This window comes from Undibacterium sp. WLHG33 (assembly GCF_049544815.1).
In the GTDB taxonomy this organism is placed as follows: domain Bacteria; phylum Pseudomonadota; class Gammaproteobacteria; order Burkholderiales; family Burkholderiaceae_D; genus Undibacterium.
On sequence record NZ_CP186697.1, the window covers coordinates 824,934 to 851,619 of the forward strand.

Here is a 26,686-nt window from a genome sequence, read left to right on the forward strand (position 1 = left end):
TGTAGATTATAGCCCGTCCAAAACAAAACAAGCAAGGACTATCAAAGATATGTGCCATAAACGTGTTGATTTGGATACCAGCCACAGCGTCAGCTACAATTATCCCTCTGACAAATTGTAAGAAAACCTGATGATAGCCACACACAAAAACAAAACCATCACAACCTTACTGGCGGCAATGGCAGGCTGCGTCGGGGCGCACAGATTTTATCTGTATGGCAAATATGACTACTGGGGATGGGTTCATCTTGCCAGCTTACCAATCTCCATCCTGATCAGCCATTTTTACTTTGGCTCTCAGGCTCTGCTGACCTATAGCTTGCTTATTTTATCATTCTTAATTGCCTTAATTGAAGCACTGGTAACGGGACTGACACCCGACGAAAAATGGGACGCCAGACATAACCCGGACTCAGTCAAAACAAGCGCATCATCATGGCCACTGGCATTGATACTCGTCCTGACCGCAGGAATCGGCGCCATCACACTGATCGGTGTCATTGCCCGCGCATTTGATCTGCTATATACCGGTGGCGCCTACGGCTAAGCCGGATCAGCAATAAAAAAAGGGACTCAGAAATGAGTCCCTTTTTTATTTTACATTTTACTTCAGTCGAAATTAAAACTGATCTTCATGTAAGGCAAGCACCCCTGCACTACCGTCAACGATAGCGGAACGCAATCCTTGAGCAGCGGACAGAATATGGTCAGCAAAGAATCTTGCCGTTTTAATTTTCGCCTGATAAAAAGCGGTATCGCCTGCCGTCGATTGGAGCTTCTGCTGGGCGATCAATGCCGCACGGGCCATCTGCCAGCCCCCCAGTACAATGCCAGCCAGCTTCAGATACGGCACACTACCTGCAAAGACGCCTTTGATATCCTGCTTGAAATTCGCAACAACATAGGCAACCACGTCCTCAAGCGCAGCAGAACCTGCCGCCAGTTGCTTCTGAATAGCCAGTAAATCAGGTTGATTCGTTGCCGCCAGTGCTGTTTCCGTTTCACGGATTTGCGCAATCAAGGCTTTTGCCGTAGCACCTCCATCACGTGCAGTCTTACGTCCAACCAGATCATTCGCCTGGATTGCTGTCGTGCCTTCGTAAATTGTCAGGATTTTGGCATCGCGGTAATGCTGTGCTGCTCCGGTTTCTTCGATGAAGCCCATACCACCATGTACCTGCACACCAGTTGAAGTCACATCCAGTGACATCTCGGTCGACCAGCCTTTGACGATAGGAACCAGATATTCATACACAGCCTGATTCGCTTTACGTGTTGCCGGATCAGCATGATGGTGCGCAATATCGCTCAGTCCGGCAGCAACATAAGCCAACGCCCGGGCTGCCTCTGTCTGAGCACGCATGGACATCAGCATACGGCGTACGTCAGGATGATTAATGATTGCTACCGGACCTGCAGAGCCTGCGAGATCACGGGACTGAATACGGTCTTTGGCGTACTGTACCGCTTTTTGATATGCGCGCTCAGCGACACCTATCCCTTGCATACCGACGCCGAAACGTGCCGCATTCATCATGATGAACATGTATTCCAGGCCACGGTTTTCCTCGCCTACCAGTGTACCGATCGCACCACCGTTGTCGCCGAATTGCAACACTGCCGTCGGGCTAGCCTTAATACCCAGCTTATGCTCAATCGAAACACAGTGCGCGTCATTACGAGCCCCCAGACTACCATCGGCGTTGACCAGGAATTTCGGTACGATAAACAGGGAAATACCCTTCACGCCTTCCGGTGCATCTGGTGTACGGGCCAAAACTAGGTGAACGATATTTTCGGCCATATCGTGTTCACCATAAGTAATGAAAATCTTGGTACCGAAAATCTTGTAAGTGCCATCGCCTTGCGGAACGGCCCGTGTACGTACCATCGCCAGATCCGAGCCAGCCTGTGGCTCAGTCAGATTCATCGTGCCTGTCCATTTACCTGAAATCAGATTTTCCAGATATATTCCTTTTTGCTCATCACTACCTGCTGTCAGCAATGCTTCGATTGCGCCGTCGGTCAGCAATGGGCAAAGTGCGAATGAAATACTGGCTGAATTGAGCATTTCTATGCATGGTGTCGCGACCAGCTTAGGCAAGCCCTGTCCGCCGAACTCCTGTGGATGTTGCACACCCTGCCAGCCGGCTTCAGCAAACATTTTGAATGCTTCTTTGAAGCCTTTAGTCGTAAAGACTTGTCCATCCTGCCAGTAACTTGGCGCTTTATCGCCTTCCCAATTCAAAGGTGCAACAACCTCACCCGCAAATTTTGCATTTTCTTCCAGTACCGCCTCTACAGTTTCAGGCGTGGCATCTTCACAGCCGGGTAAAGCATTCACGTCTGACAAGCCCGCAAGTTCATTCATCGCGAACAGCATGTCTTTCACAGGTGCGACATAAGTCATAGCATTTCCTAAAAATAGAAAAGAAAAAAGGACAGAATCAGCAATGTGTCACAACAACAAAAACACTGCTGTCAATGGCGCGACAAACCACTCATTCTGTCCAGTCTGGGCCGGTTATCAAATTAACGGCCCACGAATTCATTAAAATCAGCCCAGTTCAGCAACGAGCTGAGGTACGATTTCAAACAGATCACCAACGATACCGTAATCAGCAACGGAGAAAATCGGTGCTTCTGGATCTTTGTTGATCGCTACAATCGTTTTCGAATCCTTCATACCAGCCAGATGCTGGATCGCACCGGAAATACCAACGGCGATGTACAGTTGAGGTGCAACGATCTTACCGGTCTGACCAACCTGCCAATCGTTAGGAACGAAGCCCGCGTCAACCGCAGCACGGGATGCGCCCATTGCTGCGCCCAATTTGTCTGCCAATGGCTCCAGTACTTTAAAGGCATCCGCAGAACCCATACCGCGACCACCGGAAACGATGATTTTTGCAGCAGTCAGTTCAGGACGGTCAGACTTGGCAACTTCACGCGAGACAAAAACCGATTTACCAGAGTCAGCAACTGCAGCAATGGTCTCGACAGCAGCAGAGCCACCTGTTGTCGCAGCGTCAAATCCTGTGGTACGAACGGTGATTACTTTAACTGTATCGGTCGATTGCACGGTTGCAATCGCATTACCCGCATAAATCGGACGTTCAAACGTGTCAGGAGCATCGACTTTTGTAATTTCAGAAATCTGAGAAACGTCCAGTTTAGCGGCGACGCGTGGCAGAATGTTTTTACCGTAAGCTGTTGCCGGAGCCAGAATATGGCTGTAACCAGCAGCAACAGCCAATACCTGCTCAGCAACATTCTCTGCCAGACCATCAGCAAAATGTGCTGCGTCGGCATGCAATACTTTGCTGACGCCAGCGATCTGTGCTGCGGCTGCGGCTGCGGCACCGGCATTGGAACCTGCAACCAGTACGTGAACATCACCGCCGCATTGAATCGCGGCAGTAACGGTATTCAAAGTGCTGCCCTTGAGGCCAGCGTTGTCGTGTTCAGCGATGACGAGTGTAGTCATGATGTTTTCCACTTAATAAATCACCAGCATGCTATCTGATGAAAAAATTTGTAAATAAGGTGTGGTGAAGCAATCCGTAATTGAATCGGCTGCAATCAGCAAATCAGCCAATCACTTTTGCTTCGTTTTTCAGTTTGGAAACCAAAGTTGCCACGTCAGGAACAACAATACCTGCGCTGCGTTTTGCCGGCTCAGCCACTTTCAGTGTTTTGACGCGGGAAGCGACATCTACACCCAGATCTGCAGGCTTGACATTATCGAGCGGCTTTTTCTTCGCTTTCATGATGTTAGGCAGAGTCACATAGCGTGGCTCATTCAGACGCAAATCCGTTGTCACGATTGCAGGCAGAGTCAGGGCAACAGTTTCCAGACCACCGTCTACTTCACGGGTCACAGTTGCTTTACCGTCAGCGACGGTCACTTTCGACGCGAAAGTAGCTTGTGGCCAGCCCAATAAAGCCGCCAGCATCTGACCGGTCTGATTGCAATCGTCATCAATAGCTTGCTTACCGAGAATAATCAGTTGTGGTTGCTCTTTATCGGCCAGCGCTTTGAGCAATTTTGCTACAGCCAGCGGCTGTAAATCAGCATCAGTCTCAACCAGAATGCCGCGGTCTGCGCCAATCGCCATTGCAGTACGCAAGGTTTCCTGGCATTGAGTAACACCGCACGAAACAGCAACAATCTCAGTCACAACACCGGCTTCTTTCAGGCGGGTTGCTTCTTCGACGGCGATTTCATCGAAAGGATTCATCGACATTTTGACATTGGCGATATCAACACCTGTGCCATCTGACTTGACACGTACTTTGACGTTGTAATCGACTACTCGTTTGACTGGTACCAGGACTTTCATAGTTCTGCCTTTTTGTGAGCTAATTGGGAATACAGATGAACTTACTTCTATTGGATTTATTTATTACTAATTAATACCGGGCCATGCTGATCAACCAGTTTAACCAGGTCGTAAAGCCCCTTGCTTCACGAACAACTACAGGACCTGTCTGGTTAAGTAAATTGACGTATACGTAAAGTAAACCGGGTTCATTATAAATCGAAATGATAAGATTTCGCACAATTTAGCACGATCGTTCCTTTTTTGTTTGGATTGCGTCTAGAGCAGAGTATCTAATCAGCATATTTTACAGGTGTGCAAGCTCTCAATGGTCCGGGATTTTGAGCGACAGATCAGCTTTCGTTTCGCAGTCTCCATACGTCAGCATCAGAATGATCAACATCTTTCAACGCTACTGACAATTATCCTCATAATAAAAAAGCCCGCAAATTATTGCGGGCTTTTTTGTGAAATCTGAGATTTATTTGCGCTTAATAAAATACTCGAATTCATTACTACTTTCCTGATGCGACAGCAATTCATTTCCTGTTTGTTTTGAAAATGCTTTGAAGTCACGAACGGACCCGGGATCAGTTGCAAGCACGTGCAAGACCTCACCGGTAATCATTTCAGCAAGTGCCTTTTTCGTCTTCAAAATAGGCAAAGGACAACTGAGTCCACGAGCGTCAAGTTCTTTGTTGAATTGCATGATTTTTCCTGTAGCAGCAAACGATATAGGTCATTTGCAAAACATTTGACGCACCAATTCTACCGGAATTTTCATTGACATGGTGCGATGCAGCAGACTAACAACATTTGTCCTGTTTTTTAACGCAAAATCTGCACCAAAATATCGCAAATCGCTTTCCGAATCCATTCTGTATTTCAAAATTTATATCAACAGAAACAAGGCAAACTAACATTGAGAGTTATAACGGCACCGATCCATACCAAAGGGAACTGTCTTCTGTTTTATTATTTCATCATAGGTGAAATCCTGCGCATTTTTTGAAAATTCTCAGGCAGAGCTGTTTCTGAACCGTTGTTCCTGATCAGAAAATTTTTTAAATTCAAATCGCCGAGAATAAAAAAACCGGCACGCATGCCGGTTTTTTGTCAGGCTTTTACTCAGAAACTGTGATCAGGCTAATTTAGTACTGATCCAGTCTGCCACGCCCGCGAGTGCATTTGGTAAACCTGAAGGATCAGTCCCACCGGCTTGCGCCATATCCGGACGACCGCCGCCCTTGCCGCCGACTTGCTGCGCCACAAAGTTAACCAAATCACCGGCTTTCAATTTAGATGTGCTATCTGCTGTCACACCAGCGATCAGACTGACCTTTCCGTCGTTCACAGCAGCCAATACAATCGCCGCAGTTTTCAATTTATCTTTCAGTTTGTCCATGGTCTCACGCAAAGCTGTGACATCTGCGCCATCCAGCGTCGCCGCCAGAACCTTGATACCCTTAACATCGACTGCTTTGTTGAGCAGATCGTCACCCTGACTGGATGCCATTTTAGATTTCAATGTTGCCAGCTCTTTCTCAAGGGACTTGACATGATCCTGCACCTGTCCGATACGCTGCGTCAATTCTTCCGGTTGTGTTTTCAAGGCTGCAGCAGCTTCATTGATGCGGCTGTTCAGATTCTGCACCAACGCCAGCGCGACCTCACCCGTTACTGCTTCAACACGGCGTATGCCCGCTGCGACACCACTTTCAGCAACGATCTTGAATAAGCCTATATCGCCAGTACGGGACACATGCGTACCACCGCACAACTCACGGGAAGAACCGATGTCCAGCACGCGGACTTCATCACCATATTTTTCGCCAAACAAAGCCATCGCGCCATGTTTGACCGCGTCGTCAAAAGCCATCAGTTGTGCGCTGGTCGCAGCATTCGCCAGAATTTCACGATTAACAATGGTCTCTACCTGACGGATTTCATCCGCAGTCATCGGGCCATTGTGACTGAAGTCGAAACGGGTTTTTTCAACGTCAACCAGGGAGCCTTTTTGCGCAACATGGCTACCCAACACTTCACGCAATGCCTTATGCATCAGGTGCGTGGCTGAGTGATTACGCATCGTTTGTGCACGAATTTCTGCATTTACTTCCGCCTTGACGTTTTGCACGATAGTCAGGTTGCCGGATTTCAACACACCGTGGTGACCAAAAACATCCGCCTGAATTTTCTGCGTGTCTGCCACTTCAAAGACCGCACCGTCCAATCCTAACAACACTCCAGAATCGCCACACTGACCACCGGATTCAGCATAGAAAGGGGTCGTGTCGAGCACTACGATCGCTTGTTGACCAGCCTTGATTTCATTAACGGCACTGCCATCAACATACAACGCAACAACCTTCGCTTCGTGTTGCAATTGATCGTAGCCGACGAACTTGGTTTTATCGCCGCTGTATTCAATCGCGGTCGCCATTTTGAACTTACCGGCAGCACGCGCAGTCTGTCTTTGCCTTTCCATCGCGGCGTTGAAGCCAGCCTCATCCAGAACAACATTACGTTCTCGGCAGATATCAGCGGTCAGATCGAGTGGGAAACCATAAGTGTCATACAGAGTGAACGCGGTTTCGCCATCAAGATTTTTTCCATCTTTGAGGAGCGCTGTTTCCAGAATTTTCATGCCGTGTTCCAGCGTTTCGCCGAAACGTTCTTCTTCCTGCTTCAATACTTGAGCAACACGCTCTGCTGCATCAACCAGTTCAGGATAGGCACCGCCCATTTCCTTGACCAGATCTGCCACCAGCTTGTAGAAAAACGGCTGGCTTTGCCCCAATTTATGGCCATGACGCAAAGCGCGGCGGGTAATTCGGCGCAGCACGTAGCCACGGCCTTCATTACCAGGAATGATGCCATCAACAATCAGGAAACCAGCGCAGCGAATATGATCCGCAATCACGCGCAGCGAATTGTTTTCCAGATCAGTACATCCAGTTTCACGGGCAGCCGCCTTGATCAGGTTTTGGAAAGTATCGATTTCATAGTTGGAGTGTACGTGCTGCAACACCGCGGACAAACGTTCCAGACCCATGCCCGTATCCACGCATGGTTTAGGCAATGGATGCAAAACACCCGCCTCATCCTTGTTAAACTGCATGAACACCAGATTCCAGATTTCAATAAAACGATCGCCATCTTCGTCCGGTGATCCTGGAGGACCACCCCAGATTTCAGGACCGTGGTCATAGAAAATTTCGGTACACGGGCCGCAAGGACCAGTATCCGCCATCTGCCAGAAGTTATCGGAAGCGTAGCGCGCGCCTTTGTTATCACCGATGCGGATGATGCGCTCTACCGGTACGCCAATTTCGTTTTTCCAGATTTCGTAAGCTTCATCATCTTCCTGATAAACGGTGACGGTCAGCTTTTCTTTGGGCAAACCATAAACTGAGGTCAGCAATTCCCATGCATAGTGAATAGCGTCTTTCTTGAAATAATCGCCGAAAGAGAAATTACCCAGCATTTCGAAGAAAGTGTGGTGACGCGCTGTATAGCCAACGTTTTCCAGATCATTATGCTTACCGCCTGCGCGTACACTACGTTGTGCTGTTGTCGCCCGCGTGTAACTGCGTTTATCCTGTCCCAGAAACACATCCTTAAACTGGACCATACCGGAATTGGTGAACAATAAAGTCGGATCATTGCCCGGAATAAGGCTGGACGAACGCACACGGGTGTGCCCTTTGGATTCGAAAAAACTAAGGAATTTATCGCGGATTTCTGACGAGTTCATAGAAAGATAGGCCAAAGCTGAAAATGAGTTAACTTCTGATTATACGGTATAAATTCTGCCTTATAACAAGAGTCAGCGCTGTGAAATCCGAAGATTCGTCAATTAAATAGCGATCGGTGATTACCATTGAGCCAGCGCACAAAACGACTAAAGCTGTCCGCAAACTTCAAAAGAAAAGACCGTCAATGTTGCTTGCATTGACGGTCTTTTCCCAATGAGAGCAATTTTATTGGCTGGTTTCGACTTTTCTGGCGTTATGTTTTTTTGTATAGATACGCTTGCTGGCGACGTTTTCCTGATGTTCCAGCTTTGCCCGCTCCTGTTTAGTCACGACACCATCAGCCGCGGCAGCCTCTTTGTTTGCTTCAATCTTCGCTTCGCGTTTTTCCAGATTTGCGCTTTCTTTCGCAGTCAATTCGCCATTGCTGATGCCTTTGGCGATCCGTTCCTGCTGACGTGCCTGACGTTTATCGATATTCGGTGTTGCAGTCTGCGCAAACACTGGCGCAACAAAAGCAGTGGCAAGAATGAATGCCGTCATCTGTATCGTTTTCATGTTGTACCTTTCAATGTAGAAGCATGTTTCCGGGGAGTGAAATCAATGGGTTGTTCCCATAGACTCCACAACGAAGCGCAAACCTTCAGCGATGACAAGTATTTGTATAGTCATGTAACAAGCGGTAAGCAGACATGAATCTCAGAATCCGGCAGGTATCAGATCAATCCTGTCAGTGCAGAATCCATCGACGCCCCAACGTAAAATTTCCGCTGCGCGCTCGGCACTGTTGACGGTATAGCAAAATAATCCGTAGCCAGCGTCTTTCACATTTTTTGCCAGAGATGGACTCAGATACTTGTGATTCGTGTGCAGGGACACTGCACCTACTTCCTGCAATTTCGATTTCCAATCCGACGTAATCTCATCCATCAGCAAACCGCGCGGAATAGTGGGTGCGGCACGTTTGGCGGCCATCAGGGCAACAAAAGAAAACGAGGAAAACAAAGGCAGGTGCTTTACATCGCTCACAGCTACATCGGCAAATAGTTCAGAACTCCGGGCGGCAACGATATGCCCGGTTTCCTCTTCAAAGCCCGGGGCAGGCTTGATTTCTACATTCATCCAGATGTCATGCTGACGGCATAAACGGACGACATCAGAATACAGCGGCACCGGCTCCCCTTTATAGCTGGAGTCAAACCACGCACCCGCATCCATTTTTTGTAAATCGGCAGCAAGCGTATTCGCTACATGCCCACGACCATTGATGGTCCGGCCAAATTCAGGGTCGTGCATCAGCACAGGAACGCCATCCTTTGATAACATGACATCAAATTCCACCGCATTGAAACCGTGCGCAGCTCCACACTCGATTGCCGCCAACGTATTCTCTGGCGCAAGTACGCCGCCACCGCGGTGTGCCAGGACTTTGGGATACGGCCACATATTCATCTCCAGAAAAATATTGCAGACAAAAGGATAATCCAGGATGACAGCGACGTCGTTACAAAAAAAAGCACTCGGCCATATACGTATTCTTGATCTGACTCGCGTCCTGGCGGGACCCTGGTGTGCGCAGAATTTTGCTGATCTGGGAGCAGAAGTAATTAAAGTCGAACGTCCAGGGAATGGTGATGATACCCGCTCCTGGGGGCCGCCTTATCTGCGTGACGAGAATGGCGCTAATACGACGGAAGCCGCGTACTATCTTGCTGCGAACCGGGGTAAGCAAGCCATCACGGTGGATATTTCCACGCCTGAAGGTCAGGAAATTATCAGAAAACTGGCGGCACAATCCGACGTAGTTCTAGAAAACTACAAAGTTGGCCAGTTAAAGAAATATGGACTTGATTACGCATCTCTGAAGGAAATTAAGCCTGATCTGATTTACTGCTCGATTACAGGCTTCGGTCAGGATGGTCCTTACGCTCATCGCGCTGGCTATGATTTTATCGTTCAGGGTATGGGCGGATTTATGTCGCTGACCGGGGAGCGCGATGATCTGCCCGGTGGCGGTCCGCAAAAAGCGGGGGTTGCGATTGCCGATCTGATGACCGGCATGTACGCCACTATCGCGGTGATGGCCGCACTGACACATCGTGACCGCACTGGTGAAGGTCAGTACATCGATATGGCTTTGCTTGATGTGCAGGTCGCCATGCTGGCAAACATGAATACGAATTATCTGGCCAGCGGCAAACCGCCGGTACGCTGGGGTAATGCGCATCCGAATATCGTTCCTTATCAGACATTCGCTACGTCAGATGGACATATTATTGTCGCAGCCGGCAACGACGGCCAATACAAAAAATTCGTCACGGCTGGCGGCGAGGAGCAGCTTGCCAATGATGAGCGCTTCAGCACAAATCCGGCGCGCGTGGCAAACCGTGAGGTATTGATTCCATTACTGGCGGACATGGTGAAACGCAAATCCAGACAAGAGTGGATAGCGCTGCTGGAGGACGCCGGTGTTCCGTGTGGACCGATTAACCAGCTGGACGATGTGTTTAATGATCCTCAGGTCAAGGCGCGCGGTATGCAGATTACCTTGCCGCATCCAACAGCCGGCAGCGTGAAGTTAGTTGGCAACCCAATGAAACTATCGGCCACGCCACCGGATTATCAGTCACCGCCACCTTTACTCGGACAACACACTGATCAGATTTTAAAATCTGTGCTGGAATATGACGACGAACAATTGAGCCAGCTCAGGCAACGAGGAATTATCTGAGACACGAGGTCCCACACTGGCAAAAAATCCAAGTGCTGTTTCACGCCGGATAAAGCAGGCTTGACGACCTATTCCGCACGACCCGTCGCAATACAATATCGGGAATTCCGGATACGCGCTAAGCTCGGGTCAGGATCAGCTGTTGCATCAGATATTCGGTAAAAAAATGACGACACCACCCATTCCTCAATCAACAACCCGCCCCGCTGAAGACCAAAAAGCGTGCCCGGAAACACATCTTCAGAAATTCCTGCAGGATCTGCCGCGGCTGTTACTTATCAACATCATCTGCACACTGATCGTCACTTATGTGATGCGGTCAAACAATTCTATTTTTGAGAGCTGGGTTTTTTCAAATTGTATAGGCTTCAGTTGCTACGCACTGATCAGGATCATCCAGCATCTGTTCTGGCGCACACGCAAGCCACAGCCGGTTGTTTTTTTTCTGGCCTGTCTGCTGATTACCCCTCTGGGATTTGCCGCCGGCGCAACGCTTGCTGCCGCCATTTTTTCGTATCCGCTGCTGAGTGTTTTTTCTATGCAGTGGACTTATTTCAGCAGCTTCATCGGATTGACGATGGTGATCAGCCTGATTTCAGTATGGTCGTTCTGGAATAAAGCCAAAATGGCAGAGCTGGCAGCACAGGCTGAAGCAGAAAAAGCAAAATCCGCAGCGATAGAACGGCAGGCATTACAAGCGCAACTACAAATGTTGCAGGCGCAAATCGAACCGCATATGCTGTTTAATACGCTCGCCAATCTGCAAGGTCTGATCACTCTTGATCCGCCACGGGCGCAACACATGCTGTCGCAGCTGATTGTCTATCTGCGCAATACCCTGAGCGCCTCGCGCGCAGAGCACACCACTTTACAGAAAGAATTTGCGCTGATCGAAGCCTATCTGGAGTTGCTCGCAATCCGCATGGGAAAACGTCTGAAGTACAACGTCGAGCTGCCCGCAGAATTACGACAACAGCCGATTCCACCTATGCTTTTACAACCACTGGTAGAAAACGCCATCAAACACGGTATAGAACCAAAAATTGATGGTGGCACGATCGATGTCACAGCAGAAGACGATGGTCATTTCCTTTATCTGCGGGTCAGTGATACCGGTCTTGGTCTGTCGTGGAATGATGACGGCTTACCTACAGCAGACTCAACTACCGGTCTGCATCTGGGCAATGCAAATATCAAAGAGCGTCTGCTGGTCTTATTCGGCCCCGCTGCAACACTCACATTGACCGCAAATGAACAAGAAGGCACGCGTGCCTGTATTTCCATTCCTCACATCAACCCGACATCATGATAAAAAAACGCGCCCTGATTGCCGAAGATGAACCGATACTCTCACTCACCCTGCGACAGATGCTGGAAAAACTCTGGCCAGAATTAAGTCTCTGCAGCGTGGTGGAAAATGGTGTTGACGCTGTAAAGGAGGCCTTAACTCAGACACCGGACATCCTGTTTCTGGACATTAAAATGCCCGGAAAAACCGGTCTTGAAGTCGCTGAAGAACTGGCTGAAGAATGGCCGGAAAACAGTGCGTTTCCTCTGATCGTTTATGTTACTGCGTATGACGAATTTGCGATTCAGGCATTTGACCATTCCGCATCGGACTACGTACTCAAACCTGTCAGCGAAGAGCGTCTGAGCAAAACAGTACAGCGTCTACAGATGCGCCTGAGAGATCAGTCGCAACCAGGTACCGAACTCGAACGTGTGCTTGAACAATTGCGTCACATGATGCCCGCGCACATGCACGCGCGCGGATCTGCAACACCTAAGCCTTTACACATGATACGTGCTGCAGTCGGCAATCAGATCCGCATGATTCCGGTAGAAGATGTTTTGTATTTTGAAGCGACAGACAAATACATTAATGTCGTTACGAAAGAACATTCATCGCTGATCCGCAGCAGCTTACGCGACTTATTGCCGCAGATTGATTCCGATGTATTCTGGCAGATTCATCGTAGCACGGTTGTCAACAGCAGAAAAATTCTCGCTGCACACAAAGATGACAGCGGCAAACTGACACTGAAATTAAAAGACAGTGATGATAAGCTGACCGTCAGCAGAGTCTATACACATTTATTCCGGCAAATGTAAGACGCCATCACAACGCTCCCTTACATACGGTAACTCCCCGCCTACAACTCCGAATCTATGACAAATCAACTTACACAATTACGCTGGCAGTTAACAGCCTTTTCTGAATTCAGTCCCGAGCAGTTACACAAGGTGTATCAGGCGAGGTGCGCCGTGTTTATCGTTGAACAAAATTGCCCGTATCAGGACATTGATGGCAAAGATCCGCTCTGTCATCACCTCATCGCCTGGGATAACAATGATGAGGTTGCCGCCTATTTACGGATAGTCCCGGCAGGTGTCAGCTACACGGAACCATCGCTGGGTCGCGTTCTGAGCACGCAGGCGTGGCGCGCGAGCGGCGCAGGAAAAGCTCTGATTGCGAACGGTATCAAGGCGCTGCGCGGGCTGTATCCGTCTGCGCCGGTGCGTATCGGTGCGCAAGCCTATCTTGAAAAATTTTATGCAAGCTTTGGCTTTCAGACAGTCTCCGACATTTACCTCGAAGACGATATTCCGCACATCCTGATGTTACTGCCAGCAGGCTCCCCCTGAATTCAACTATAATTCCGACAAATCAATGACTTACTGAAATCAGTGAATTCCTCAATTATGCCGGTCGCACAGTTATCCCCTGCCACACCTTACGTCAATATCTCTGCCTACAAATTTATCACTTTTAACGATACTGCTGAAAAGCGGCAGGCGTTTATTGATAAATGCCAGGAACTCAATCTCAAAGGAACGATTCTGCTGACGCCGGAAGGCATCAATATGTTTCTCGCCGGGCTGCGTCATGAAATTGATGCCTATATGGACTGGCTGCACGAAGATCCGCGTTTTTCCGATATCGTCGCTAAAGAAAGTTTCTCTGATCGTCAGCCATTCACCAAATTACTGGTGAAGCTGAAAGCTGAAATCATCACCATGCGTATGCCGCTGATCAAACCTGAAAACGGCCGCGCACCCTCTGTTGACGCGCAAACTCTGAAACGCTGGCTGGATCAGGGTCATGACGATAACGGCAAACCGGTAGTGATGGTCGATACCCGAAATGACTTTGAAGTCGATGTCGGCAGTTTTGATAATACGATCGATTACCGCATTTCAAAGTTCACGGAATTTCCGAAAGTCATAGAAGAGCACCGCGACGAACTGAATGATAAAACCGTCGTCACTTTTTGTACCGGTGGCATCCGCTGCGAAAAAGCGGCGATCCATATGCAGAATGTAGGCTTCAATAGCGTGTATCAGCTTGAAGGCGGCATCCTTAAATATTTTGAAGAGGTCGGGGGTGAGCACTATCACGGCGACTGTTTCGTTTTTGATTACCGCACTGCGCTGAATCCGCGACTGGAAGCAACCGAGACTACCCAATGTTTCGCCTGCCGATCGGTCGTCACACCGAGAGAACAACTCTCTGAGTGGTATGTGCCTGGTAAATCCTGCCCACACTGCAAAAAAATGCGGGCAGAGAAACCAAGCACCTGACCAGTACCACCGGGAAATTTCCGGGAAAGCATCGCGCATTCGTGCCCGATGCTTTTTTTATGTCTGCAGTGAACTTCCGCAGCCACTGCATGTCACAATCACAATCCTGCTTTTCTCCGCACTGACGCGTAACGGATAACGTGGCACCCTGCATCCGCGATACCAATGTTCGCAGGTCTTCATGACGTCATTGCTGGCGTAACAGCTTTTTTCTTAACATCATTTAATCTGGATTGATTTATGAAACGTCTTTTACTGAGCACGCTCGTACTAAGTCTTCTATCCAATGCGGCTATCGCTGCAGAACCAGTGACTCCTCCTGCAGGTAATGCTGCATTTGTGCTGGGATCAGGCATTTTCCCGCGGAATTTTGATCCGACCATCCGTGGTCAGGATGATTTTTTCAGGCATGCTCAGGGCGGCTGGTTAAAAGCAACTGAAATTCCGGCAGACAAATCCGACTGGGGTTCTTTCATGGAAGCTCGCGAAAATGTTCAGTACCAGCTTCGTTCCCTGATACTCGATGTGGCAAAAGATGAAAAAAATGAGCCTGGTACAGAACGCCAGAAAATTGCTGATCTATACCTCAGCTTTATGGATGAAGAAAAACTCGACAAGCTCGGTACTACACCGCTGAAATCCGAACTGGAAAAAATTGCCGCTATTAAAGATAAAAATGCGCTCGCGGGTCTTTTCGCTGAACTTCAGAAAATCGGCGTCACCACACCGCTGCGTATGAGTGTTGAGCAGGACAGCAAACAATCGAGTCAATACATCGTCGATCTCGGACAATCCGGCCTGGGCTTGCCAAATCGTGATTACTATCTGAAAACCGACGATAAAAAAATGAGCGAAGTGCGCTCAGCCTATCTGGCACATATTGAGAAAATACTGGCTCTGGCTGGCGATAAAAATGCTGCAGCCAGCGCCAGACAAGTGCTTGCAGTAGAAACCGAACTCGCCAGAGTGCAATGGTCTAACGTGGAAAACCGCGACCCGTTAAAGATCTACAACAAAATGAACATCGCCAAACTGGATACGCTTGCGCCGGCATATCAATGGAAATCGTATTTCCAAGCCGCGGGTATAGGCGGAAAAATGGAACAGGTGATGGTACAGCAGCCGTCTTATCTGAGCGGCTTCAGCCATGCACTGAAAACGCTGCCCTTGTCTGCCTGGAAAAACTACGCAGAATGGCATGTACTGAACGCCTACAGCCCTTATCTGTCGAAAGCATTTGCTGATGAAAACTTTGCATTCCGAGGCACCACACTGGCAGGCATTAAAGTCAATCGCACCCGTGAGCAGCGCGGCGTGGCGCTTGCCGATCAGATGCTGGGTGAAGCAGTCGGTAAGCTCTATGTAGAAAAATTTTTTGCGCCTGAAAGTAAATTACGCACAGAGAAAATGGTGAAATATTTCCTGGCTGCGTTCAAAGAAAGTATCGATGCGCTGGACTGGATGAGTCCGGAGACAAAAAAACAGGCGCAGATTAAATTATCAAAAATCAGCGTCAAGATCGGTTATCCGGACAAGTGGAAAGATTATTCCGCAATTAAGATCAGCAAGGACGATCTGGTCGGAAATCTGAAACGCATCCGCACAGAAGAATTTGAAAAAAACATGAAGCGTCTGGGTACGCCGGTGGATCGTTCTGAATGGCACATGACGCCGCAGACTGTCAACGCTTATTACAGTCCGGAAATGAATGAAATTGTGTTCCCGGCAGCACGTCTGCAAGCGCCCCTGTTCAACGTTGCGGCGGAAGATGCGGTGAACTACGGTGCGCTCGGTATTTCTATCGGTCATGAAATCAGCCACGCATTTGACGATGCAGGATCGCAGTATGACGGCGATGGTAATCTGCGCGACTGGTGGACGAAGGAAGACCGTGAGAAATTCAACCGCAAAACCAAAATACTGGTTGAGCAATACAACGGCTACAGCCCGGTTCCGGGTCACTTCCTGAATGGCGAACTGACCCTGGGTGAAAACATTGCGGATAACGTCGGTATCGTGATGGCATTGAAAGCATATCGCCTGTCACTCGAAGGCAAGCCGTCACCAATTCTGGATGGCTGGTCTGGTGAACAGCGTCTGTTCCTCGGCCTCGCCCAGGCCCGCAGAAGCAAAGCCCGCGAACAGCGCGCACTCGCACTGATCAAAACAGATCCACATTCTCCGGGGGAATTCCGCATCAATGGCAGCCTCAGAAATAACACCACTTTCTACCAGGAATTTAATGTCAAACCCGGTGACGGTATGTATCTTCCGGAAAATAAACGGGTCAGCATCTGGTAACTGAATCTGGTAACTGAGTCATAAAAAAAGTCCGCTTTTACAGCGGACTTTTTTCATTTGTCGTCAGAAAATTGACGGTATTAACTTAATTTTTTCGCCACTTCGGCAATGCGCTGACCAAACAGTTTCGCGGTTTCCAGATCGCCAGGCAACGGGCCTTCTTCCGGCGACGAGTCTGATGGGGATTGCGTCATCAGACCGCTGAAGCTACCGACATAATTAATATCGTTACGTTGCGCCGCTTTACTATTCGATGGCATCAGACCTGTGCCAACCCAGATCATCGAATGTTGCTGGGAAAACGTAAACAAGTATTGCAAGGTGCTGTGTTTGTCACCGTTCATCGTCGCTGAATTTGTGAAGCCTGCCGCAATCTTGTTCTTCCATTGCTGGTGATACCACGGTTTCGATGAGGCATCGGCAAACTTTTTAAATTGCCATGACACCGTGCCCATGTATGTCGGCGAGCCAAACACAATCGCGTCTGCGGCAGCCAGACTTGCCCATTGCGCCTCGGTGATGTTGCCTTCCGCATCAATCAGTATCAATTCTGCTGCTGCACCGTTAGCAACAACACCTGCCTGCACCGCCTCAGCTGCTTTAGTGGTGTGTCCGTAACCTGAGTGATAAACAATCGCTACTTTTGTCATGTCATCTTCCTTTGATTTAAATAAAATTGATCTTTGTTATCCGCAACGGCTGTCGTCAGCAGATACAAAGCACGAATAAAATCACCAGCTTTGTTCAAAATAATTGATGCCGTACTCCCAATATACATAAGCAAGGATGGCAAGATAAGGGTAAAATTTTCGATATCTCATTCAAATTAATTGAATAAATATGAATCTGACTCTGGAAGCCCTGCAAATCCTCGATGCGATCGACCGCAAAGGCAGTTTTGCGGCAGCGGCGGCAGCTCTGGATAAAGTTCCCTCGGCAATCACTTACAGCATTCGTAAGCTCGAGGAGGATCTGGATGTGCTGTTGTATGACAGACGCGGTCACCGGGCCAAACTGACCAACGCCGGCGAGGAGTTGTTAACGCAGGGCAGACATTTACTGTATGCAGCGCAGGATCTTGAAAATCGTGTTAAACGTGCAGCAAGTGGCTGGGAAGCCGACTTTCATATTGTGATCGATGGCATTATCCGCTTCGAAGATCTGATCCCTTTAATTAAAGAATTTGAACAGCAAGGTGGCGGCACCCGCATCCGCATTTCGCAGGAAATTTTGTCGGGGGTCTGGGAAAGTCTGATTTCCGGTCGCGCCGATCTGGCCATCGGTGCCGCTTATGATGGCCCTGACGCGATACGCATGCATGGAGAATTTCAGACCCGTTCACTGGGAAACATCGACTGGGTGTTTGCCGTTGCTCCCGACCACCCGTTAGCCTGTGCCGCAGAGCCGCTCAGCCACGCTGTGATATTACAACACCGTGCCGTTGCTGTCGGCGATACCAGCCTTACATTACCTTCAATCACTGCCGGTTTGCTGATCGGACAGGAAACGCTGACCGTACCATCAATACAAGCGAAACTATCTGCGCAACTGGCCGGGCTGGGCTGCGGACATTTACCCAGAAGAATTGCACAACCATATTTGCAGTCAGGCTTGCTGATAGAAAAAAAGACCAGCGCCAATCGCCTGCTGGGTAATAACCGCATCGTCTGGCGCAGCACGAACAAAGGCAAAGCACTGCAATGGTTTTTACAAAAACTGAATGATCCGATAGTACAGAAAATGTTAATGGGTAACTGACGTTACGCTGAGCCATACTACAAAATGAATTAGACTGGATATGTCTGCTACGACTGATTACATAGGGCGTTTTGCGCCCTCTCCGACTGGCCCGCTGCACATGGGCTCGCTGGTTGCCGCCATGGCGAGTTACCTCGACGCCAAAGCGCACCAGGGCACATGGTTGCTGCGTATAGAAGATCTGGATTTCGACAGAAATGTGGCAGGAGCTGATCAGCAGATTCTGCGCTCACTGCAACGTTGCGGTATGCAATGGGATGGCGAAGTCGTCTGGCAAAGCCAGCGCCAGCATTTGTATGAGGCGGCGTTAAGGCAACTGGGCGACAAAGTTTATCCCTGTGCCTGCTCGCGCAAAGAAATCGCTGATTCACGCCTTCGTCTCGGCGATACCGCCAGTCAGATTTATCCGGGCACCTGCCGACACGGCATCCCCGCTGGAAAATCGGCCCGCGCATGGCGTCTGCGTGTGCCTGAGCCGGGCCAAGACATCATCTGCTTTGAAGACCGTTTGTGTGGTTCGCAAAGTCAGCATCTGGCAACGGAAGTGGGCGACTTCGTTCTAAAACGCGCCGATGGTTTCTGGGCGTATCAGCTCGCCGTAGTTGTTGATGATGCGGCACAAGGGATCAACCATATTGTACGCGGTGCCGATCTGATCGACTCCACCGCACGTCAGATTTACCTGCAAGGCTTGCTGGGATTGCCGACTCCCAGCTATCTGCATGTTCCCGTCGTTACCAACGCGAACGGCGAAAAATTGTCAAAACAAACCGGCGCACTGCCATTTGACAGCGGCAATAATGATTTATTACATGAAGCATTGCTGCCCGCCGCCCGATTTCTGGGTTTACAACTCCGCCCGGTGGTATCGGATCTGCATGAATTCTGGCAACAGGCCATCAGGCTTTGGGCAAAAAAATTGCATATTGGTTTGTAGTTCAACACGATTTAGACTCTTATTTAACATTAATCACCATGCCCACACTCAGTACAATGCAACGCAGTCTGATCGCCATCGTTCTGCTCATCATCGCTCTTGTTTTCAGCATTCCATGGGGCTTATATTATCTTGGACTGAAAGATGTCGGTGGCAGACCGGACTTACCCGCGCGTATGATCTCAAGCGACATGCAGCAAAAAATCTGGGCAGAGTCTGGGTATGAGGGGCAACCTGAATCAGTCGCCTTAAATCCGGTATCGTATATTTTGTCTGCCTCTGGTCAGGATGCACCACCGCCGGTAACTTTGTTTGCATGGCGCGTCGCTTCCTCGTATCAGCGTCAGCATCATGCACACGACGGTGTCATGTGGCAGCAGCTATCCGGCGGTGCGCTGACGATATGGCTGAGCAGACACTGGACGATAGAGCAGTTACTCTCCAAGGTGGCAGAACTCGAAGAAAAAAAACGTCAGACCAGCAAAGCGGACTGACGTTTTTGGAATCGCACTAACCTTGTTCTGCGTGAACAAAACACGAATTCACAACCAATTTTTCACATATCAGTGCCCTTCGTGCCCCTTGGGTTTCACGACCTGCACCTCGATTTCTTTTTCCGCAGATGCTGGCGCGTGATGATGGTGCATACCGGCATGATCAGCAGCGGGAGGTCTGGCTGGTTCACCTAATCCTGCGGTATCCCCCTGATATTCATACGCCGCAGTTCCTTTCGGATGTGCATACCAACCCGGATCTTTGTAATCACCTGGCTTCTGATCCTTGCGTACTTTCAGAACGCTGAACATGCCGCCCATTTCTACTCCGCCAAATGGTCCCTCGCCTGTCATCATCGGCAAAGTATTTTCCGGTAAAGGCATTTCCATCATGCCCATATCTGCCATACCTTTATCACCCATCGTCATGTAAGCGGGAATCAAGCGACTGATTTTATCGGCGACATCTTTATGATCAACACCGATCATGCTCGGCACGCTATGTCCCATCGCATTCATGGTGTGATGGCTTTTATGGCAGTGTAATGCCCAGTCGCCCTCTTCATCCGCAATGAATTCGATCTGGCGCATTTGCCCGACACCGATATCGGTCGTCACTTCCGGCCAGCGTGCAGTTTTGGGAATCGGGCCGCCATCGGTACCGGTCACCATAAATTCATGGCCGTGAATGTGTATCGGATGATTCGTCATTGTCAGATTACCGACACGGATTCTGACTCTGTCATTTTTACGAACATTCAGTGTGTCGATACCAGGAAAGACACGACTATTCCACGACCACAAATTAAATTCCGTCATGGTCATGATATTAGGCAGGGAAGCCCCCGGTTCGACGTCATAGGCGTTCAGCAAAAAAACAAAATCCCTGTCCACCTCGGCGATCAGCGGATGTTTATTTTTGGGATGCGTGATCCACGACCCCATCATACCCATGGCCATCTGCGTCATTTCATCCGCATGCGGGTGATACATGAATGTGCCGGGACGACGCGCGACAAATTCATACACAAAGGTTTTGCCGGGTTGAATGGCGGGCTGCGTCAGGCCGGTAACACCATCCATACCGTTCGGTAAACGCTGTCCGTGCCAATGCACACTGGTGTGTTCCGGCAAGCGGTTGGTGACAAAAATACGGACACGATCCCCTTCCACCACCTCTATTGTCGGGCCAGGACTTTGTCCGTTATACCCCCACAAATGTGCTTTCATCCCGGGTGCCATTTCGCGCACAACAGGCTCGGCGACCAGATGAAATTCCTTCACCCCATTTTTCATCCGCCACGGCAGCGTCCAGCCGTTCAGCGTCACAACAGGATTGTACGGACGACCATTTGCAGGTACTAAAGGCGGCATGGTATCCGGGCTGGTTTGGGTCGCAATTTCCGGTAATGCAGCTAATGCGACCTTGCTTACCGCGCTGGCGGCCAGCGCACCGCCGGCGATACCGGCAACTTTGAAAAAGTTTCTTCTTGAGTTCATTGTTATTCCTTCCCTGTCCCTTGATCAGTGTGTGCTGGCTGATTCATTGATAATGCCGGCAGCAGTCACGCTGAAACGTTCCGGACGGCCTATCATGGATGCCTGCAAAGCCACGTCTGCGAGCCAAAATTGCTGTTCTGCGTTAATCGCTGCAATCACGCTGCTGATCTGCTCCCGGCTATCAGCCAACAAATCAAAAACACTGATGAACATGCCGTTGTAACGGAGCTGATTTTCCTGAGAAATACGTTTGCGCAAAGGCAGAATTTCATGTTGATAGTGATAGGCAATATCGTAACTGGTGCGATATGCCGAATAACTTTCACGCAACTCGGATGCGGCATTGCGCAGTGTATTTTCCAGGCGATAACTGGCGGCCAGCGTCGTGGCATTCATCGCATCACGGCGCAATTGTCCGCTGTCGAACACAGGCAGACGCACACCGATTTCCACGCCTCGTTTTACATCACTGGTTTTGCCGGCATTATCAAAAATAGTATTGCGCTTCACCGAGAGTTCGATATCCGTCATGCTGGTCGCCAGCGTCAAACCTTGCTGCTTTGCAGCGGTATCCAGTAAGGCTTGCGCCATACGGACATCGATGCGACTTTCATTCGCGACTGCCGTCACTTTCTCTGCCGGATACGCTGCCGCAGGCAAATCAGGCAGACGCTCGGGCAAACGCAAATGTACCTGCTGATCGCTTGTCAGCCCCAGCAAGCGCACCAATCCCTCGCGAGCCGCCGTATTGCTATGGCGCGCAGCCGCCAGTTGCGCAACGGCATCTGCATAGAAAGCGCGCTGTCTGGCGGCTTGCAACTGATTGAAGTTACCTGCGCTGCGCATACGTTGCGCCAGCTCTGCACTGGCTTCAGCCGCTTCGCTGACTTGCGTTGCATAATTTAATATCTGCTGTGCGGCGACTGCCTTTACCCACGCGGCCCGCACCTGTGTGATGCGGTCAATCAGCTCATTACTGAATTGCCATTGCGCTGCCTCCAGTTTGCTTTGGGCGATCGCATTTCTGCGCGGTAAAGTCAGCACATCCAGCAAGCCAACACTGATGGTGCGTGCGATCTCAAACTCATCGGCAAAACGGCTGCGCTCAAAACTGAACAGCGGATTGGCAATACGCCCTTGTTGCGCTGCATTCGCTCCGTATGCCCAGTATTGTGCGAGCATGGCCTGAAATGCCGGACTATTCGTCAGCGCAATCTGCACAGCATCGTTTTGTGAAACAGGTTCCTGCAGCAAGCGATCAGCAATCGCCTGCAGTTCTCTTCTTTGTTCCTGCGTGAAGGCCGGTTTCAGCGATGCCTGCGTGAACGCAGAAAACTGCTGATTGATACCGGCAATCGATTTTTCCGGCTCAAAACCGGTACAGCCTGCCAGCAACATGGCTGACGCCAATGGAAGTAAAACACCAAAAGAAATAGGTAAAGGTGGTGACATGTCGTCCTCGTCAAAATCCGATCTGACCTGATCATCTCAGGTATGGTTGAACTCTGCGCAGCCATCGCTGAAGTTACTCAGCGGCGCAGCAAGCGACCGCGCGGCATACGCAATTTAAACTGAGAATTTTTTTGGAGGACGTTCCAGCGCGCGCGCAGGCGCCGAAGAGAAAGCGTGAAAATCCATCGGATACACCGTGACAGTCGCAGGTAAAAACCACTGAGCTGGCTGCTGCAACAACAAGGCGATGAGGATGCAGCAAGGCGATGCACCTTTGCAATGATTCTGCAGATCCGGCTTAACCACGTGCGCATCCCGAGCAGAGACTTGCTTGTCTTGCTGCATGGTGTCGCAATGTTCATGCGCACTGACGGTATTGTTGGTATCCGTACCCGACGCTACCTGCGGTATGTTGTCATGCACAAATGCCCACCAGCCAGTGCTTGCGAAGCCTTGCAGAGGCAGCAACACCAGCATCAGACAGATCAGCAGAAAACGCGGGGAATACGATTGCATGAACCGGAACTTACCATAATTCAGCCAGTGCGGCCATCGCCGGCATCAAAGCGTGTCCACTTCCTGGCTGGTACTGCCACTTGCCGGTTGAATCTGATTGCGCCCCAGTGATTTCGATAAATACAAACACTGATCCGCCCGCTGGACCAGCGTCTCTATCGTGTCGTCAGCGACGCGTTCCGCAACACCGAAACTGGCAGTCACATTCAGACGCTGTCCATCGGGCAGTGTCACTTTCAGATCCCGCTCAACGTTGACCCGCATCCGCTCCGCCGCTTCAATCGCAGCCGGGAGCGGCGTTTCCGGTAAAACGATCAGAAATTCTTCACCACCGTAACGTACCAGCCAGTCGATTTCTGCTCTTAATTCCCGCTGCAAAGACTCGACAAAAGCGATCAGCACGTCGTCGCCCACACCATGACCGTGCTGATCATTCACCGACTTAAAATAATCAATATCGCAAAACACCACGGACAAATCGCGCTCGTAGCGTATCGCCCTGTGCATTTCACCGGGCATGCGTTCATGGAAAAACAAACGGTTATAACAACCCGTGAGGACATCGGTGATCGACAGTTTCTTTAAGCGGTCCATTGCCTGTTGCAATTGCACGGTGCGTTCGGAAACCAGCGCATCCTGATGCTCGATGTGCTTTTGCAATCTGTCCTGCATCGTGCGGAAACCGTCAACCACCAGATCAATCTCGTTATAAACATGACGCGGACCAAGATCCAGTTCAAGGCGGGTCGCAATTTTATTGGCTTGCAGATTATTGACAAAATCGGCCAGTTGCCGCATCGGACGCTCAAGATCGCGTCGCAATATCGTATACACAGCGGCAAAAATAAAGACTGAGAGCAGTATCACTTCCGTCAGAACGATCAGAAAACTGCGCATCAACTCCTGGCGCAGCACGCTGCGGTCAACCATCAGCTCCATGGTTCCGATACGGCTGCCCTTGCCGTCGGGTGCCGGAATGTCAAACGTCAGATGCTCATCAGCACGCGCATTGCCGCCGTTGCCACCGACGAATTGCTGGCCGGTGCTGGCTTTGATGACAACATAAGCAATATTCGTGTTTTTCGTCAGCAGAGAAATCTGTTTTTGTATAGCCTGCAATTCGATATCCCAGATCGCGAGCGACAACATAGGCAGATGCGTATTGGCCACATCTCTGATGGTCATATCAAAGTTACGCTCGATCGCCCGGTAGTTCAGATAAGCCTGCAGGCTGCTGAAAAGCACAATACACAGAATGACCCATTTAAAGACTCGTCTCAGCAACAAGCTGGCAATGGGTTGTGACAATCGGGGTTTCATCGACGTTTTTCGACCTGCGTTAAGATCTGACGGAAATTAAATTCATATTTACGTAACTTCGGATTCAGTACTTTACTGAATTTTCGGAAATCCACCTGATCGAAATTCAGCTGACCAAAGTGACGCTGGAATCTGCGTGCATCTTCCTTACTGAAAAGAATAAACATCGAGCGGTCCAGCTCCAGACCTTCCTCTTTGAAATCTTTACCATGATGATAGTCATACAGCATCACCAGGCCAAATGCACCGGCAATGAAATGCCCGCCAGCCAGCGCAGTCAGACTACCGGATTCCAGCGCAGCCAGTGCCTCGGATGACGTATTGACGCCGCTGAAACAAGCATCTTTTCCCGGTTCACCGCCTTGTTTTTTCCAGCTGTCCATCGCGCCGAATGCCATCAGATCATTACCGGCCCAGATCAGCCTCGCCTGCGGGTGGCGCTTGAACAGCCATTCGCTTTGCTCCTGCGCTTTGGCGCGACTCCATTCGGCATACACTTCCTGATCAATGACAACATCTTTCGCTTCCGCCACCGCGCGGCGCATGCCCTCGTTACGCTTCAGCGAAGCGGGTGTGGAACGGTCGCCAGCAATCGCTAACATGTGTAAACGCCCGTCTGCTGCCTTCATGTGATGTTGTAAGCCGTGCTGAATCAGTGCCTGTGCTGTCAGGTAACCGGCATCTTCGGCGCGTGGTTCCAGAGACCCCAGCCATCCTTTGAAATGCTGGCGCGGCTCGGTGGCGAGCAGACGCTCACTTTGTTCACGCAAACCACTGAAAGCCAGAAATGTCTTGATGTTTGCCGCATCCAGGATGCGAATGACTTCAAATCCCACCGCATGGTCATTCGACAGTATCACATAGTCCGGCCGGTCTTTCGGCGCGCGGGCAGCCAGTTGTTTTGCCTGTGTCAGCGTATTCAGGTGATTGCGGTTGGCATATAACACCTCCAGTCTGACATTCAGATCTTTCGCGGCTGCCGCCATGCTATTGCTGGACGTCAGCCAGTAGACCTCATCCGGCTTTCCGGGGTTCAGAAACACCACCGACATTGCCATTGCTGCGCCAGGCAAGACCAACGTCACAGTGAGTCCGACTGCCATTAAATACCGACGCCACCGCATAAAACCCACCTATACGAATGCAGGTATGCATACTCTGCATTGATGAATACACATCAGCGATTACTGACGCTGAACAGACAACACCTTCAGCACGCGAAGCACCACCCTCCGATGCCCCATCATCCGCCGCATGTTAAGCCAGCGCTGCGATGCACGTCCCTCAGAACAAACAGCATGCTGTGCGATACAAAAGCCCGACATTATCAGACTTCTTGCGCATAATTGCAGCAGATTATTTCTGTCTCAGACAGAGCTCGTCCTGCAGCAAAAGAAAGCACGCTGCAAACGAGCAAAAGCCAGACCCCATCCTCGATCAAAATATAGAAAAATGATAAACATGCGGACAGCATGTCAGCTTCAGGCCGCGTCAGCTCAACGGACATGCGGAGACGGTAAAGTCATGCGTTTCATTACAGCACCAGCCGCACACAACAAGTCTCAGTCCGTCAACATACCGTCAGGATTCAGCGAAATTCACATACTCCCCCATATTTTTAGAAAAACACCGTCAATCCCTGCGAAAACACTGAGCTTGTAAACATACACCGGGGAGTATATTTTCCGGGTATTCAGGACATAAAACGAGCTGAGACTTCATTTATCACAGCCCGCACTACATCACGCTGAAAAAACACGGTCATCGGATTATTTTCAAGAAGGCAATGGATGTCTGTCACAAGCTGGCAGCAAGTGTTTCATCTCGCCTCAGCTTACTTAAAAAATATCGGCACCGGCGTCGCTGATTGTTCATATATTCCCGACAGGCAATACTAAGCCTCTGATTTTTAAAATAAAAATGCTTTTTTTAAGGTTCTTTCTTGAAAAACACCCGACTCATCCATACAATTAGCACTCCACACAAGAGAGTGCTAACAATGTTAAAATCGACTGGTT

The 26,686-nt window shown here is 49.8% G+C and carries 23 protein-coding genes; 10 read left to right on the forward strand and 13 right to left on the reverse strand.

The genetic code is table 11. The features are described from left to right. Positions 1 to 130 precede the first annotated feature (130 nt). Positions 131 to 547 carry a hypothetical protein gene (locus ACOTSW_RS03790; protein WP_423681088.1) on the forward strand — a complete coding sequence of 139 codons (417 nt, stop codon included), beginning with the start codon at positions 131 to 133 and terminating at the stop codon, positions 545 to 547. Positions 548 to 619: 72 nt separating this feature from the next. Here the strand turns inward: ACOTSW_RS03790 and ACOTSW_RS03795 are convergent, their stop codons facing one another. From ACOTSW_RS03795 to ugpQ, 7 genes are all read right to left on the reverse strand, one after another. After that, positions 620 to 2,410, reverse strand: coding sequence for an acyl-CoA dehydrogenase (locus ACOTSW_RS03795; protein WP_423681089.1), 1,791 nt, complete (start codon positions 2,408 to 2,410; stop codon positions 620 to 622). A 147-nt stretch (positions 2,411 to 2,557) separates the two neighbouring features. After that, entirely contained in the window at positions 2,558 to 3,487 is a 930-nt protein-coding gene (locus ACOTSW_RS03800; protein ID WP_423681090.1) for an electron transfer flavoprotein subunit alpha/FixB family protein, read from the reverse strand. Between the two features lie 103 nt (positions 3,488 to 3,590). Further along, on the reverse strand, positions 3,591 to 4,343 hold the full coding sequence (locus tag ACOTSW_RS03805) for an electron transfer flavoprotein subunit beta/FixA family protein (RefSeq protein ID WP_423681091.1): 753 nt from the start codon (positions 4,341 to 4,343) through the stop codon (positions 3,591 to 3,593). A gap of 460 nt (positions 4,344 to 4,803) precedes the next feature. Further along, positions 4,804 to 5,031 (reverse strand): sulfurtransferase TusA family protein, encoded by a 228-nt coding sequence (locus tag ACOTSW_RS03810; protein WP_423681092.1) that lies wholly within the window; start codon positions 5,029 to 5,031, stop codon positions 4,804 to 4,806. 432 nt (positions 5,032 to 5,463) lie between these two features. After that, positions 5,464 to 8,079 carry an alanine--tRNA ligase gene (gene alaS / locus ACOTSW_RS03815; RefSeq protein WP_423681093.1) on the reverse strand — a complete coding sequence of 872 codons (2,616 nt, stop codon included), beginning with the start codon at positions 8,077 to 8,079 and terminating at the stop codon, positions 5,464 to 5,466. Between the two features lie 226 nt (positions 8,080 to 8,305). Further along, on the reverse strand, positions 8,306 to 8,635 hold the full coding sequence (locus tag ACOTSW_RS03820; RefSeq protein WP_186883099.1) for a hypothetical protein: 330 nt from the start codon (positions 8,633 to 8,635) through the stop codon (positions 8,306 to 8,308). 141 nt (positions 8,636 to 8,776) lie between these two features. After that, on the reverse strand, positions 8,777 to 9,523 hold the full coding sequence (ugpQ, locus tag ACOTSW_RS03825) for a glycerophosphodiester phosphodiesterase (RefSeq protein WP_423681094.1): 747 nt from the start codon (positions 9,521 to 9,523) through the stop codon (positions 8,777 to 8,779). Between the two features lie 43 nt (positions 9,524 to 9,566). Here ugpQ and ACOTSW_RS03830 point away from each other — a divergent pair, with 43 nt between their 5' ends. From ACOTSW_RS03830 to ACOTSW_RS03855, 6 genes are all read left to right on the forward strand, one after another. Then, on the forward strand, positions 9,567 to 10,808 hold the full coding sequence (locus tag ACOTSW_RS03830) for a CaiB/BaiF CoA transferase family protein (RefSeq protein ID WP_423681095.1): 1,242 nt from the start codon (positions 9,567 to 9,569) through the stop codon (positions 10,806 to 10,808). A 166-nt stretch (positions 10,809 to 10,974) separates the two neighbouring features. Beyond that, on the forward strand, positions 10,975 to 12,117 hold the full coding sequence (locus ACOTSW_RS03835; RefSeq protein WP_423681096.1) for a sensor histidine kinase: 1,143 nt from the start codon (positions 10,975 to 10,977) through the stop codon (positions 12,115 to 12,117). Continuing rightward, a complete protein-coding gene (locus tag ACOTSW_RS03840; protein WP_423681097.1) occupies positions 12,114 to 12,920 on the forward strand; it encodes a LytR/AlgR family response regulator transcription factor in 807 nt (268 codons plus the stop codon). The genes ACOTSW_RS03835 and ACOTSW_RS03840 overlap by 4 nt, the downstream gene beginning before the upstream one ends. Positions 12,921 to 12,977: 57 nt before the next feature. After that, positions 12,978 to 13,454, forward strand: a complete 477-nt coding sequence (locus tag ACOTSW_RS03845; RefSeq protein WP_423681098.1) for a GNAT family N-acetyltransferase — start codon at positions 12,978 to 12,980, stop codon at positions 13,452 to 13,454. 57 nt (positions 13,455 to 13,511) lie between these two features. Further along, the gene (locus ACOTSW_RS03850; protein WP_423682255.1) at positions 13,512 to 14,390 is read left to right on the forward strand and encodes a sulfurtransferase; all 879 of its coding nucleotides are present in this window, start codon (positions 13,512 to 13,514) and stop codon (positions 14,388 to 14,390) included. 240 nt (positions 14,391 to 14,630) lie between these two features. Then, positions 14,631 to 16,691: a M13 family metallopeptidase gene (locus ACOTSW_RS03855; protein ID WP_423681100.1), complete on the forward strand. Its 2,061-nt coding sequence runs from the start codon at positions 14,631 to 14,633 to the stop codon at positions 16,689 to 16,691. A gap of 80 nt (positions 16,692 to 16,771) precedes the next feature. On the opposite strand, the gene ACOTSW_RS03860 is transcribed toward ACOTSW_RS03855, so the two are convergent. Then, positions 16,772 to 17,341, reverse strand: a complete 570-nt coding sequence (locus tag ACOTSW_RS03860; protein WP_423681101.1) for a flavodoxin family protein — start codon at positions 17,339 to 17,341, stop codon at positions 16,772 to 16,774. Between the two features lie 190 nt (positions 17,342 to 17,531). On the opposite strand from ACOTSW_RS03860, the gene ACOTSW_RS03865 reads away from it, so the two are divergent. The 3 genes from ACOTSW_RS03865 to ACOTSW_RS03875 are packed head-to-tail and all read left to right on the forward strand — an operon-like array spanning position 17,532 to position 19,880. After that, positions 17,532 to 18,449 carry a LysR family transcriptional regulator gene (locus ACOTSW_RS03865; protein WP_423681102.1) on the forward strand — a complete coding sequence of 306 codons (918 nt, stop codon included), beginning with the start codon at positions 17,532 to 17,534 and terminating at the stop codon, positions 18,447 to 18,449. 40 nt (positions 18,450 to 18,489) lie between these two features. Beyond that, on the forward strand, positions 18,490 to 19,386 hold the full coding sequence (gene gluQRS, locus ACOTSW_RS03870; RefSeq protein ID WP_423681103.1) for a tRNA glutamyl-Q(34) synthetase GluQRS: 897 nt from the start codon (positions 18,490 to 18,492) through the stop codon (positions 19,384 to 19,386). A gap of 38 nt (positions 19,387 to 19,424) precedes the next feature. Next, positions 19,425 to 19,880: a hypothetical protein gene (locus ACOTSW_RS03875; protein WP_423681104.1), complete on the forward strand. Its 456-nt coding sequence runs from the start codon at positions 19,425 to 19,427 to the stop codon at positions 19,878 to 19,880. A gap of 69 nt (positions 19,881 to 19,949) precedes the next feature. On the opposite strand, the gene ACOTSW_RS03880 is transcribed toward ACOTSW_RS03875, so the two are convergent. The 5 genes from ACOTSW_RS03880 to ACOTSW_RS03900 form a co-directional block, all read right to left on the reverse strand. Continuing rightward, complete coding sequence (locus ACOTSW_RS03880; protein WP_423681105.1) at positions 19,950 to 21,380, reverse strand: multicopper oxidase family protein; 1,431 nt, start codon at positions 21,378 to 21,380, stop codon at positions 19,950 to 19,952. A 24-nt stretch (positions 21,381 to 21,404) separates the two neighbouring features. Beyond that, the gene (locus ACOTSW_RS03885; RefSeq protein WP_423681106.1) at positions 21,405 to 22,832 is read right to left on the reverse strand and encodes a TolC family protein; all 1,428 of its coding nucleotides are present in this window, start codon (positions 22,830 to 22,832) and stop codon (positions 21,405 to 21,407) included. A 114-nt stretch (positions 22,833 to 22,946) separates the two neighbouring features. Beyond that, entirely contained in the window at positions 22,947 to 23,348 is a 402-nt protein-coding gene (locus ACOTSW_RS03890; RefSeq protein WP_423681107.1) for a hypothetical protein, read from the reverse strand. Between the two features lie 45 nt (positions 23,349 to 23,393). Then, complete coding sequence (locus ACOTSW_RS03895; RefSeq protein WP_423681108.1) at positions 23,394 to 24,668, reverse strand: diguanylate cyclase; 1,275 nt, start codon at positions 24,666 to 24,668, stop codon at positions 23,394 to 23,396. Beyond that, positions 24,665 to 25,792: an ABC transporter substrate-binding protein gene (locus tag ACOTSW_RS03900; protein ID WP_423681109.1), complete on the reverse strand. Its 1,128-nt coding sequence runs from the start codon at positions 25,790 to 25,792 to the stop codon at positions 24,665 to 24,667. Before ACOTSW_RS03900 ends, ACOTSW_RS03895 begins: the two co-directional genes overlap by 4 nt. Positions 25,793 to 26,686: the final 894 nt, after the last annotated feature.